Below are 11,912 nucleotides of genomic sequence, written 5' to 3'. Positions count from 1 at the left end.
GTCACCCGTCCCCGCGGGGCCGGCTATTGCGGGTCGTGCCCAGCGACCGCGACAGCGCCGCAAGGTCGGTCCGCAGTTCGGCCATGCTTTCCTGCCGGCCCGCGCTGATTTCCTCGAGGATGCGCAGCATCTGCACGTCGATGGACCTCAGCCGCATCCGGCTTTCGGCATCAAGCCCCTCGTCACTTTCCTTTTCCCGGATCGCCTGCGCCAGCAGTTCCTGCCCCTCGGCGATCCGCGCCAGCGACGAGGCAGAAGGCGATGTCGCCTCGATCCGCTCGGTCAGGCGCTCGACGCTGTCGGCCAGTTGCGCCAGCCGCGTGTCCACTTCGGACCGGCCCTGTTCCGCCTCGGCGAAGAGGTACTGCAGGCGGTCCATCTGCTCGGCCATCTGGTCCAGCACCAGCCCCGCCGGGCCAAGGTCCGGCCCCTCGCCATCGTGGGAAAAGCCCAGCCGGGTGATCGACGACAGCCATTCCTCAAGCTCGCGGTAAAAGCGGTTCTGCCCGTGGCCCGCGAACAGCTCCAGCAGGCCGACGACCAGCGAACAGGCCAGGCCCAGCAGCGAGCTGGCAAAGGCCACGCCCATGCCACCCAGCTGCCCCTCCAGCCCCGACATCAGACGGGCAAAGGCGGCGGTGCCGGTTTCGCCCTCCTGCGGGGCAAGGCTCTGGATGGTTTCGACCAGCGCGGGCACCACGGTGGCCAGCCCGTAGAAGGTGCCCAGCAGGCCCAGGAAAATCAGCAGGGACACGATGTACCGCGTGATCTCGCGCGCCTCGTCGATCCGTTGGGCCACGGAGTCGAGGATCGACCGGGTCGAGGTCGCCGTGATCTGCATCCGCTTGTCCCGGCGCGACCGCAAGAGCGCGGCCAGCGGTGCCAGCAGGCGCGGCGGCGTGGCCCGCACGCCCTGGTCGCCCCGCGCGGTGAACCGCTCGATCCACTGGACCGAGACCATCAGCTGCGCCACCTGCCAGAAACAGGCCAGCACACCGACCACAAAAACGATCAGGATGAAACCGTTGAGATAGGGGTTCGACTGGAACACCGGCAGAACGCGCGGCAGGGCCAGGAAGCCGCCAAAGCCCGACAGGCCCAACACCGCCAGCATGAGGACCACCTGGCGGAAGGGCTGGCTGAAATGTGGCTCGGCCTCGCGGTCGGGCTGGTCCATCGGACACCTGACACTTGTTCTCTCGTGCTATACCTAGGGGTTTAAGGCCACAGAGCCAAGAAGTTATGAACAATTCCGCCGTCGCGCCGGGAAAAGCGGCGCTTTGCGCAACAGTTGTCCCGAGGCCGTCAAAGCTGCGTTGACAGCGGCCCGACCAAGTGACCGCCTGCCTCCGCTAGTTGTCCCGCGACAGCGCCTTCACCTCGCGCACCAGCCAGTGCAGATCGGCGTCCGGGACGCCGATCTCGTCCAGGTGGGCGGCGGTATTGTACAGGTATTCCGTGTTCGGCCCGCGCCCGCCATGCGCCCGCGCGATCAGCCGCGCCTGTTCTTCCAGCGGCAGGTGGCAATACTGGACGTGATGCGGGTCGATCACATAGGCCACCGCCTCGACATGTCGCCCGTCGGTCAGGCTGAGTTCCAGCCGTTTTTCCAGGTAGGCCGAGGACACCAGTTCACGTTCGCGCAGGTAGGCCAGCGTCTCTTCCTCGCTGCCCGGTGCGGCGCGCAGGGCCAGCCCGTCGCAACTGGCGCCGTCCTGCTCGTCCAGGGCCAGCACCAGCCCGGGCTTTTCCTCGGTGCCGCGATGGTGGATCGAATACATGCAGAAACTGCGCGCATAGCCATAGAGCCGCGCCTGCACCCGTTCCGCCACCGGAAACCCCGGGTTCCAAAGAAGTGAGGCGTATCCGAACACCCAAAGCGTCATCATTCTGGTCCTTCCCGCTGGGGGCCTGTAAACACGATCGGGTGCGGCAGGAAAAGGGGGGCACGCGTGGCACGTTGGATCTTTGCCGTGACCTTGGCGCTGGGGCTGGCCTGGTCCGGGCTCTGGCTGACCTCCTCCCGGGCCCTGAAAGCGGACATCGCCGACTGGTTCGAGGCACGGCGTGCCGAGGGCTGGCAGGCAGAGTATTCCTCGCTGACCGTGCGCGGCTTTCCCAGCCGGCTGGACGCCACGCTGAACGATGTCGTGCTGATGGACACCGCAGGCGGAATCGGCTGGCAGGGGGACTTCTTCCAGGTGCTGGGGCTGACCTACCGGCCCGGACACCGCATCCTGGTCTGGCCCGACAGCCAGACCGTGACCCTGCCCTCCGGCCCGGTCACGGTGCAAAGCGCCGGCCTGCGCGCCTCGCTGATCCACGATGCCGAGGGCGTGATCCTGCGCGCCAACCTCGAGGCGGACACGTTTCGGCAGGGCAACATCTCGCTGGCCGACATGCGCGTTGGGCTGCTGGACGTGGCGGGCACGCCGGGTCTCTACCGCCTGGGAATGAGCGCCGGATTCGCGGGAACGCCGGCGGACAACGGGCTGGCCCTGAGGGCCGAGATCACCTTTGACCGGGATTGGCAGCTCGACAGTCTTGCCGGTGCCATGCCGAAACCGGCAAGGATCGACCTGCGCCAGGGCAGCTATACGACCGGCGGGGCCCAGCTGGACGCCACCGGCCTGCTGGAGATCGACGCGCAGGGACGCGCCAAGGGCGAACTGGCGCTCACCGCAACACAGTGGCCCGCCCTGGTGGACAGCGCCCGCCGGTCCGGCCTCATCCCCGCCACGCTGGCGGACACACTTGAGCACGCCAGCGAAGGCCGTCGCGACCTGCCCCTGGTCTTCGACTCGGGCCAGGTCACGCTGGGGGATACCCCCTTGGGCAAGGCACCCCGCCTGCACCTGCCCTGAGCGCGCGTCGCGCCCCCTTGCGCCTCCACGCCAAGCGGCAGAGACTTCGCGCATGACAGATTCCCTATTCGCGCGGATCGACGCCGCACGCGACGACCTGATCGCGCTGACCCAGGCCCTTGTCCGCCTGCCCACGCTGAACCCGCCGGGCCGGCACTACCGCGAGATCTGCGAGCTCTTGCAACAACGCCTTGCGCCATCGGGGTTCACCTGCGAACTGATCCGGGCAGAGGGCGCGCCCGGCGACAGCGACCGCTACCCGCGCTGGAACGTGATCGCCCGCCGCGAGGGCACGCGCCCCGGCCAATGCGTGCATTTCAACAGCCATATCGACGTGGTCGAGGTCGGCAACGCCTGGACCCGCGATCCCTTTGGCGCCGAACTGGACGGCGACCGGATCTATGGCCGGGGCACCTGCGACATGAAGGGCGGGCTGGCCGCCTCGATCATCGCCGCCGAATGCTTCATCGCCGAACATCCCGAATATGTCGGCGCCATCGAGATTTCCGGCACCGCGGACGAGGAAACCGGCGGCTACGGCGGCGTCGCGCACCTGGCCCAGCTTGGATATTTCTCGCCCGACCGGGTGCAGCACGTCATCATCCCCGAACCGCTGAACAAGGACCGCATCTGCCTCGGCCATCGCGGCGCCTGGTGGGCCGAGATCGAGACCAAGGGAGAGATCGCGCATGGCTCGATGCCCTTTCTCGGCGATTGCGCCGTGCGCCACATGGGCGCGGTGATGCAGGCCTTCGAGGACCGGCTGTTCCCCGCCCTGACCACGCGCGAAACCGCCATGCCCGTCACGCCAGAGGCCGCGCGGCAGTCGACGCTCAACATCAACTCGGTCCACGGGGGCGAGCCGGAACTGGAAGATTTCACCGGCCTGCCTGCGCCCAACGTCCCCGACAGCTGCCGCATGGTGATCGACCGCCGGTTCCTGGTCGAAGAGGCCTATGACGAGGTGCGCGGCGAGGTCATTGCCCTGCTCGAAGACCTCAAGGCCCGCCGCCCCCGGTTCGATTACGCGATCCGCGACATCAACCGCATCGACCCCTCGATGACGGCTCAGGACGCGCCGGTGGTGACAACGGTGGCCGAGGCCATCGCCGACGTGCTGGGACAGGCGCCGGATTACGTCGCCTCGCCCGGATCCTACGACCAGAAGCACATCGACCGGATCGGGCGCCTGCAGAACTGCATCGCCTACGGGCCGGGGGTGCTGGAACTGGCGCACAAACCCGATGAATGGGTCGGCGTCACGGATATGTTGGACAGCGCCAAGGTCATGGGCCGCACGCTGGAAAAACTGCTGTTGCCCTGAGGCGCAACGCGAATGGGACGGTGGGCGGGGCGTCTTTCGCGAAAAGCGCGAAACAGCGTCCGCCCGCCGGTCACACCGCGATATTGTCGATCAGACGCACCCCGGCCAACCAGGCCGCGACCAGCAAACGCGCGGGCCGCTCGGGACGCTCCAGCAGCGACAGGTCGTCATTGGCCCGCAGGTCCAGGTATTCCACCTCCGTGAAGCCCGCCGCCGACAGCCGCGCCTCTGCCGCCGGGCGCAGATCCTGCGCCGCACGTCCGCCACGCAGCCCCTCGGCCATCTCTTCCAAAGCCTCGTTCAGGGCCGCCGCCCGCGCCCGTGCCATGTCCGACAACAGTAGGTTGCGCGAGGACATGGCCAGCCCGTCGATCTCGCGGATCGTCGGGCAACCCACGATCTCGGCCGGGATGTTCAGGTCCGCCACCAGCCGCCGCACCACCTGCAATTGCTGCCAGTCCTTCTCGCCGAAAAAGGCCCGGTCCGCGGCGGTCTGCAACAACAGCTTGGTGACAACGGTCGCCACCCCGTCGAAATGCCCGGGCCGGTGCGCGCCGCACAACACGTCGGTCAGGCCGGACACGGAAACACCCGTCGCAAACCCCTGCGGGTACATCTCGTCCCCGTCAGGCACAAAGATCGCATCGACGGCAAAGCGCTCCAGCTTGCGGGCATCGTCATGTTCGGTACGGGGGTATTTCTCGTAATCCTCGCGGCTGTTGAACTGCCGTGGATTGACGAAAATCGTCACGATCACCCGGTCGCAGCGTTCCTTGGCCGCCGCGACAAGGCTCAGGTGGCCGTCGTGCAGCGCGCCCATCGTCGGCACCGCGCCGATGGTGTCGCCCGCGCGATGCCAGCCGTCGGTCAGCTGGCGCAGCTCGGCGACGCTGCGGATGATCGGCGCGATCATGCCTTGCCCTCCGGCGCGTCGTCGCCAAAGACATGTTCCGGCGCGGGGAAGCTCCGCGCGCGCACCTCGCGCGCATAATCGGCAATCGCCGCCTCGCCGTCCGCGCCCAGGGTCGCGTAGCGTTTCACGAATTTCGCCTTGAAGGCCGTGAACAGCCCCAGCATGTCGTCCACCACGAGGATCTGCCCGTCACAGCCGGCGCCCGCACCGATGCCGATGGTCGGGATCGGCACCGCCTGCGTCACCGCATCGGCCAGCGAGGCCGGCACCTTTTCCAGAACCACGGAAAAGGCCCCCGCCTCGGCCACCGCACGCGCGTCGGCCATCAGGGCCTCGCCCGCCGTGCCGCGCCCCTGCACCTTGTAGCCGCCCAGCGTGTTGATCGACTGCGGCGTCAGCCCGACGTGGGCCATGACCGGGATGCCCCGTTTCACCAGGAAGGCAATTGTCGGCGCCATCTCGACCCCGCCTTCCAGCTTGACCGCGCCCGCGCCGGTTTCGGCCATCAGCCGCGCGGCGTTGCGGAACGCCTGCTGGGGGCTTTCCTCGTAGGATCCAAAGGGCATGTCGATCACCATCATGGCGCTCGACAGGCCCCGCGCCACCGCCTGGCCGTGCAGGATCATCATCTCCATCGTCACGCCCAGGGTCGAGGGCAGCCCGTGCAGCACCATGCCGACGCTGTCGCCCACCAGCACGAAATCGCAATGCGCGTCCATCATCTGCGCCATCGGCGTGGTATAGGCCGTCAGGCTGACCAGCGGTTCGCCGCCTTTGCGGGCGCGGATATCCTCCGCCATCGGCGCTGTCTTCTTCGCGGTTGCACTCATCGCCTGGGCCTCCTCCCTGAGCGTGGCGCAAGGACCGGGCAAGGCCCGGCGCCCCTCGCGCAACAAAGTTGCGCACCCACCTATCATTTGCTGCAACGCAGAACCAGAGGCCATTTGCAGCCCGTGCTTGAACCGCGCCCGGCAAAGCGCAACACTCGGGTCCAAAGCAACAGGGGAAACGACATGACCTTCCGCCTCACCCTCGCCGCCGCCCTTCTGGGCGGGACCGCGGCGCTCGCCCAGCAGACCGACCTGACCATCGCGATCCAGCTGGAACCGCCGCACCTTGACCCGACCTCTGCCGCGGCCGGGGCGATCGACAGCGTGCTCTATTCCAATGTCTTCGAAGGTCTGACCCGGTTCACCGGCGATGGCGCCATCGTGCCGGCGCTGGCCCGCTCATGGGAGATCTCGGACGACGGGCTGACCTATACCTTCCACCTCGCCGAAGGTGTCGTCTTTCACGACGGCACCACCTTTGACGCCGAGGACGTCAAGTTCAGCCTCGACCGCGCCCGGGCCGAGGACAGCACCAATGCGCAAAAGGCCCTGTTCTCCGACATTGCCCAGGTCACGGTGATCGACCCGGCCACGGTCGAGCTGTCGCTGAACGCGCCCAACGGCAACCTGCTGTTCAACCTGGCCTGGGGCGACGCGGTCATGGTGGCCCCCGAAAGCATCGAGGACATCCAGCAAACCCCCATCGGCACCGGCCCGTTCAAGTTCGCGGAATGGCGCAAGGGCGACAGCGTGCGCCTGGTCCAGAATGCCGACTACTGGGGGGATGCCCCCTATCTGACAGAGGCCACGTTCAAGTTCATCTCGGACCCGACCGCTGCCTTCGCCGCCATGATGGCGCAGGACATCGACGTGTTTTCCGGCTACCCCGCGCCCGAGAACCTGCCCCAGTTCCAGGCCGACCCGCGTTTCCAGGTGCTGCTGGGCTCGTCCGAGGGCGAAACCATCCTGGCAATGAACAACAAGCAGCCGCCCTTCGACAATCCGAAGGTGCGCGAGGCGGTGGCCCATGCCATCGACCGGCAGGCGATCATTGACGGCGCCATGTTCGGCCTGGGCACGCCTATCGGCACGCATTTCGCGCCGCACAACCCCGACTATGTCGACCTCACCGGCCTGTCGCCGCATGACCCCGACCGCGCGCGCATGTTGCTGGTGGACGCGGGCTATGCCGAGGGGTTCAAGACCACGCTGAAACTGCCGCCGCCCTCCTACGCGCGCCGCGGCGGAGAGATCATCGCCGCGCAGCTGCGCAATGTCGGGATCGAGGCCGAGATCACCAACCTGGAATGGGCGCAATGGCTGGAGGAAGTGTTCAAGGGCAAGGGCTTCGGACTGACCATCGTCAGCCATACCGAACCGCTCGACATCGGCATCTACGCCCGGCCCGACTATTACTTCCAGTATGACAGCGAAGAGTTCCAAGCCCTGATGACGACGCTGAACGCCACCACCGACCCGTCGGCACGGTCGGACATGCTGGCCGAGGCGCAGACGCTGATCGCCCGGGACTACGTCAACGGTTTTCTGTTCCAGCTGGCATTCCCCACCGTGGCCGATGCCCGGATCGAGGGCCTGTGGATCAACCAGCCGACCCAGGCCAACCCACTGGCGCAGGTGCGCTGGACGCAGTGACCCCGGGGCGCGCCTTGTCGGTGACAGGGCGCGCGCCTTCGGGGCATCGTGAAAGGGCAAGGTTCCGGCCTTTCCGACGATGGATTTCCCCGATGCCGATTTTCAGATTTCTCTGCCTGCTCCTGCTTGCCCAACCCGCGTTTGCCACAACGATCACGCCGGATCGCGGACCGACCTGCCGCGACTGATCTGCAACAGCCTGGTTCGCAGCCCGCCGTGCCGCATGTTAGGCTGAACCGATTTCCCTGCATCCGGACCCATTGCCAATGCCCGCCACCCGCCATTTCCTCCGCCTCACGGCCCTTTTGGCCCTTGCCCTGCTGGCCTGCACCCTGTCCCCCGCCGCCCGCGCGGCCACGGTCGCCGTGGGCAGCACCCCCTGCACCTTCACCCTCGACGGGCAGATCACCGGCGGCGAGTACGAAACCCTCGTGGAGTTTCGCGGCGAGGAATACAGCTGGCTCGCCGCGGGGTTCGACATCGACCCCGTGCTCTGCCTGAACAGCGAGGGCGGCAGCCTGACCGAGGGCATAAAAGTCGCCCGGTTCGTCTATGACCAGGGCGTCCAGACGCGGATCGGCGACGGCGCGCGCTGCTATTCCATCTGCGCGATCATCTTCATGATGGGCAACAAGCACGCCGGCCCCACCTCGATCGAGGAAAACCGCATCCTGCATGTCGGCGGCGACCTGGCCTTTCACAGCCCTTCCATCACCATCGACGACGGCGGGCAATACAGCTCGGACCAGATCAAGCGCGCCTACACGCTGGGCATCGAAAGCATCCTGAGCCTTGTCGAACTGGCCAATTCCCCGCGCGTCTTCGAGGCCGGCGCCATGATGCACCCGGACCTGATCGGCAACCTGCTGGCCACGCCGGGAACCGAGCTGTTCCACCTGCGCACCATCGAACAGGCGCTGATCTGGGACATCGGGCTGGAAGGGCTGGACGGCCCCCTGCCGCAACTGGCCGTGCAACGGCAGATGGCCTGCGAAACCGGCCTGCTGCGCGGCTTCCGCCAGCCCAGCCGAATCTACGACGGCCACGGCGGCGGCAGCGTCAAGGTCATGTCGGAAACCGTCTTCGACCTCGCGCCGCTGCCCGACACGGACACGGACCGCATCCTGTGGGACTACGACGCCGCCGATGGCCAGGACACCGTCTACGGTTTTCGCTACAGCGCCCTGCCGATGGAATGCCGGGTCCGCATCAACGGGAACCGGGTCGAGGTCTGCGGCTATGACAGCAACTATCGCATCACCGTCGGCGACTGCGAGGACGACATCTTTGTCACCCTGCCCCCCTACGCCCGCTATCACCCGGTGAGCGAGATCAAGGCGATCAGCACCAGCGGGCTGCAGGCAGACGCCCTGCGCAGCGCCCGCTGCACGCTGCGCGACACCTCGGGCGCCGTGCTGCGGGACGCACCCTGCACCCAGGCCGTCGACCTGGTCGACAACCCCGACCGCGACACCAGCCTGCACCGGCTCTACTGGCCCGGCGGCGCCCCCACCCGGGTCGAGATCGCGGTGCACCAGGTCTACGAGGACGGGCCGGACATCTACCGTGTCGACGGCGCGCTGGCCGAACCCTATGGCGACGACAACACCTGCCTGCTGATCCCCGGCCGTGCAGAGATCCTCTGCGTGACCGGGGGCTAGGCGCCATGCTCCGCAACGACATCCCCGATTTCACCGCCGCCAGCGCCGCGCTTGACGGCACGCGGATCGCCTATGAACGCGGCGGCAGCGGACCACCGCTGCTGATGCTGCACGGGTTTCCCCAGACCCGCGCCATGTGGGCCGAGGTCGCCCCCACCCTCGCCCGCGATTTCACCGTCATCTGCCCCGATCTGCGCGGCTACGGCGAAAGCGACAAGCCCGCAGGCGTCGCCAGCTACAGCTTTCGCAACATGGCGCGCGACCAACTGGCCCTGATGCGCCACCTCGGCCATGAGAGCTTTCACCTGGTCGGGCACGATCGCGGCGCACGCACCGCGCATCGCCTCGCGCTCGACGCGCCCGGGGCGGTGCGCTCGCTGACGGTCATGGACATCGTGCCCACCCACCACCTGCTGACCGAACTGACGCACGATGTCGCCAAGGGCTATTACCACTGGTTCTTCCTGGCCCAGCCAGAGCCCTTTCCGGAAACCATGATCGCCGCCGACCCCGAAGGCTTCTACACCCGCTGCCTGCTGGGCTTCGGCAAGGCCGACCTGTCGGATTTCGCTCCTGCCCAGCTGGACGCCTATCGCACCGCCTGGGCCGATCCGCAGTGCCGCCGCGCCATGAACGACGACTACCGCGCCGCGATCGAGATCGACCTGCACGACGACGCCGAGGACCTCGACCGCCGCGTGACCTGCCCGGCGCTGGTGCTCTATGGCGCCGAGGGGGCAATGGCGCGGGCCTACGACGTGCCCGCCACCTGGGCCACCCGGCTGGAGAACATGGCCGCCCGCACGATCCCCGGCGGGCATTTCTTCATCGACCAGTCCCCGGCCGAGACGACAGAGGCGCTGCAGACCTTCCTGTCCTCGCTGGACTAGGCGGCCCTCAACCCTCTGGACGCCGCCCCGGGCCGCTCATACGGTGCCCGCATGCTGGCCTATCTCACCCGACGCCTGATCTCGCTGGTCCTCAGCCTTGCCGTCGCCTCGGCGGTGATCTTCCTGGTGGTCGAAGTGGCCCCGGGCGATCCGGCCAGCTACATGCTGGGCATCAACGCCCAGCCCGAAACCCTGGCCGCCCTGCGCCAGGAACTGGGCCTCGACCTGCCGAAATGGCAACGCTACCTCGCCTGGACAACCGGCATGCTGACCGGCGATTTCGGCACCTCCTACACCTACCGCGCGCCGGTGGCCGAGATCATCGGCGAAAGGCTCTGGATCTCGCTGCCGCTGGCGCTTTTCGCGCTGACACTGGCGGTGCTGCTGGCCTTCCCGGCGGGGCTGATCGCCGCCGCCACGCGAGGCCGCGCGCCGGACCTGGGCGTCATGGCCTTCTCGCAACTGGGCGTCGCGATCCCCAACTTCTGGTTCGCCATGTTGCTGGTGCTGGGCTTTGCCATCTCCTGGCGGATCTTCCCCTCTGGCGGCTTTCCCGGCTGGCAGGACCCGCTACTGGCCCTCCGCGCCCTGACCCTGCCCGCCGTGGCGCTGGCCCTGCCGCAGGCCGCCATCCTCGCCCGCGTCCTGCGCTCTTCGCTCATCGACGCGCTGGGAGAGGACTATATCCGCACCGCCCGCGCCAAGGGCCTGACCCGCACCCAGACGCTCTGGCGGCACGGGGTGCGCAACGCGCTGATCCCGGTCTTGACCATCATCGGGCTCCAATTCTCCTTTCTCATCGCCGGGGGCATCATCATCGAACAGGTCTTCTACCTGCCCGGCCTCGGACGACTGATCTTCCAGGCCATCTCGCAACGGGACCTGATCGTTGTGGAAAGCACGGTCATGCTGCTGGTCTTCGCCGTGATCCTCGTGAACTTCCTCACCGACCTCGCCTATGCGCTGGCCGACCCCAGGCTGCGCCGGGCATGAGCCGCAGCCTGATCCTCGGCGGTCTGCTCACCGCGCTCTTCCTGGGCGCCGCGGCCCTGTCCTTTGCCTGGACGCCGGACGACGTCACCGCCATGAACATCCCCGGTCGCCTCCTGCCGCCGGGCAGAGATCACCTGCTGGGGACCGATCACTTCGGCCGCGACATCCTCAGCATGCTGATGGTCGGCGCGCGCACCTCCATCGCCGTGGCGCTGGTCGCCGTTGGCATCGGCCTGACGCTCGGCGTCCCCCTTGGCCTCGCCGCCGCCGCTTACCGCGGCGGCTGGCTGGACGAGCTCATCTCGCGCACCTCCGACCTGATCTTCGCCTTTCCCAGCCTCGTGATCGCCATCCTGATCACCGCCGTCTTCGGCCCCGGCGCCATCAACGCCATCCTCGCCATCGGCATCTTCAACATCCCCGTCTTCGCCCGCCTCGCACGCGGCGCGGCGCTGTCGCTCTGGACGCGCGAGTTCATCCTCGCCGCCCGCGTCGCCGGCAAGCCCACGCTCCGGATCAGCGCCGAACACATCCTGCCCAACATCGCCAACCTGCTGATCGTGCAAAGCACCATCCAGTTCTCCCTGGGCATCCTCGCAGAGGCCGGCCTCAGCTATGTCGGCCTCGGCGCCCAGCCGCCCGTGCCGTCCTGGGGGCGGATGCTGGCCGATGCCCAGACGCTGGTCTCGCTGGCGCCGCATGTCGCCGTGATCCCGGGCCTCGCGATCGTCTTCATGGTGCTGGGCCTGAACCTGCTGGGCGACGGGCTGCGCGACGCGCTGGA

Annotated in this window: 11 protein-coding genes; 7 read left to right on the top strand and 4 right to left on the bottom strand. The window is 67.7% G+C overall.

The genetic code is table 11. The annotated features are described in order from the left end of the window. Position 1 precedes the first annotated feature (1 nt). Together PVW46_RS05295 and PVW46_RS05290 are read right to left on the bottom strand one after the other, a co-directional pair. Positions 2 to 1,177 (bottom strand): biopolymer transporter ExbB, encoded by a 1,176-nt coding sequence (locus PVW46_RS05295; RefSeq protein ID WP_043142514.1) that lies wholly within the window; start codon positions 1,175 to 1,177, stop codon positions 2 to 4. Between the two features lie 175 nt (positions 1,178 to 1,352). Then, on the bottom strand, positions 1,353 to 1,886 hold the full coding sequence (locus PVW46_RS05290) for a gamma-glutamylcyclotransferase (protein ID WP_043142651.1): 534 nt from the start codon (positions 1,884 to 1,886) through the stop codon (positions 1,353 to 1,355). A gap of 66 nt (positions 1,887 to 1,952) precedes the next feature. On the opposite strand from PVW46_RS05290, the gene PVW46_RS05285 reads away from it, so the two are divergent. Both PVW46_RS05285 and PVW46_RS05280 read left to right on the top strand, forming a co-directional pair. After that, positions 1,953 to 2,864, top strand: a complete 912-nt coding sequence (locus PVW46_RS05285) for a DUF2125 domain-containing protein (protein ID WP_069207921.1) — start codon at positions 1,953 to 1,955, stop codon at positions 2,862 to 2,864. Positions 2,865 to 2,916: 52 nt separating this feature from the next. Continuing rightward, positions 2,917 to 4,188 (top strand): acetylornithine deacetylase/succinyl-diaminopimelate desuccinylase family protein, encoded by a 1,272-nt coding sequence (locus PVW46_RS05280; protein WP_069207920.1) that lies wholly within the window; start codon positions 2,917 to 2,919, stop codon positions 4,186 to 4,188. Between the two features lie 70 nt (positions 4,189 to 4,258). Here the strand turns inward: PVW46_RS05280 and panC are convergent, their stop codons facing one another. Together panC and panB are read right to left on the bottom strand one after the other, a co-directional pair. Next, positions 4,259 to 5,101: a pantoate--beta-alanine ligase gene (gene panC, locus PVW46_RS05275; protein ID WP_069207919.1), complete on the bottom strand. Its 843-nt coding sequence runs from the start codon at positions 5,099 to 5,101 to the stop codon at positions 4,259 to 4,261. Then, positions 5,098 to 5,931: a 3-methyl-2-oxobutanoate hydroxymethyltransferase gene (gene panB, locus PVW46_RS05270; RefSeq protein ID WP_043142519.1), complete on the bottom strand. Its 834-nt coding sequence runs from the start codon at positions 5,929 to 5,931 to the stop codon at positions 5,098 to 5,100. The genes panC and panB overlap by 4 nt, the downstream gene beginning before the upstream one ends. 183 nt (positions 5,932 to 6,114) lie before the next feature. On the opposite strand from panB, the gene PVW46_RS05265 reads away from it, so the two are divergent. The 5 genes from PVW46_RS05265 to PVW46_RS05245 form a co-directional block, all read left to right on the top strand. Next, positions 6,115 to 7,584, top strand: a complete 1,470-nt coding sequence (locus PVW46_RS05265) for an ABC transporter substrate-binding protein (RefSeq protein WP_069207918.1) — start codon at positions 6,115 to 6,117, stop codon at positions 7,582 to 7,584. A gap of 266 nt (positions 7,585 to 7,850) precedes the next feature. Then, the gene (locus PVW46_RS05260; protein ID WP_274575061.1) at positions 7,851 to 9,245 is read left to right on the top strand and encodes a hypothetical protein; all 1,395 of its coding nucleotides are present in this window, start codon (positions 7,851 to 7,853) and stop codon (positions 9,243 to 9,245) included. Between the two features lie 5 nt (positions 9,246 to 9,250). After that, a complete protein-coding gene (locus PVW46_RS05255) occupies positions 9,251 to 10,135 on the top strand; it encodes an alpha/beta fold hydrolase (RefSeq protein ID WP_069207916.1) in 885 nt (294 codons plus the stop codon). A gap of 51 nt (positions 10,136 to 10,186) precedes the next feature. Further along, complete coding sequence (locus tag PVW46_RS05250) at positions 10,187 to 11,128, top strand: ABC transporter permease (protein ID WP_069207915.1); 942 nt, start codon at positions 10,187 to 10,189, stop codon at positions 11,126 to 11,128. Next, the coding region (locus tag PVW46_RS05245) for an ABC transporter permease (protein WP_274575060.1) at positions 11,125 to 11,912 on the top strand (788 nt) is incomplete at its 3' end. The genes PVW46_RS05250 and PVW46_RS05245, both read left to right, overlap by 4 nt.

Origin of the sequence: Mameliella sp. AT18 (genome assembly GCF_028807275.1) — a bacterium.
GTDB classification, from domain to species: domain Bacteria; phylum Pseudomonadota; class Alphaproteobacteria; order Rhodobacterales; family Rhodobacteraceae; genus Antarctobacter; species Antarctobacter albus.
The sequence above is the reverse complement of the archived record's forward strand: the minus strand, read 5'-3'. Positions and strand labels throughout refer to the sequence as shown.

Excerpts from the sequence above, each read along its gene's own strand:
- PVW46_RS05255 (WP_069207916.1), top strand. The coding sequence starts at position 9,251 with ATGCTCCGCAACGACATCCCCGATTTCACCGCCGCCAGCGCCGCGCTT.
- PVW46_RS05295 (WP_043142514.1), bottom strand. The coding sequence starts at position 1,177 with ATGGACCAGCCCGACCGCGAGGCCGAGCCACATTTCAGCCAGCCCTTC.
- panB (WP_043142519.1), bottom strand. The coding sequence starts at position 5,931 with ATGAGTGCAACCGCGAAGAAGACAGCGCCGATGGCGGAGGATATCCGC.
- PVW46_RS05260 (WP_274575061.1), top strand. The coding sequence starts at position 7,851 with ATGCCCGCCACCCGCCATTTCCTCCGCCTCACGGCCCTTTTGGCCCTT.
- PVW46_RS05265 (WP_069207918.1), top strand. The coding sequence starts at position 6,115 with ATGACCTTCCGCCTCACCCTCGCCGCCGCCCTTCTGGGCGGGACCGCG.
- PVW46_RS05280 (WP_069207920.1), top strand. The coding sequence starts at position 2,917 with ATGACAGATTCCCTATTCGCGCGGATCGACGCCGCACGCGACGACCTG.
- PVW46_RS05290 (WP_043142651.1), bottom strand. The coding sequence starts at position 1,886 with ATGACGCTTTGGGTGTTCGGATACGCCTCACTTCTTTGGAACCCGGGG.
- PVW46_RS05250 (WP_069207915.1), top strand. The coding sequence starts at position 10,187 with ATGCTGGCCTATCTCACCCGACGCCTGATCTCGCTGGTCCTCAGCCTT.
- panC (WP_069207919.1), bottom strand. The coding sequence starts at position 5,101 with ATGATCGCGCCGATCATCCGCAGCGTCGCCGAGCTGCGCCAGCTGACC.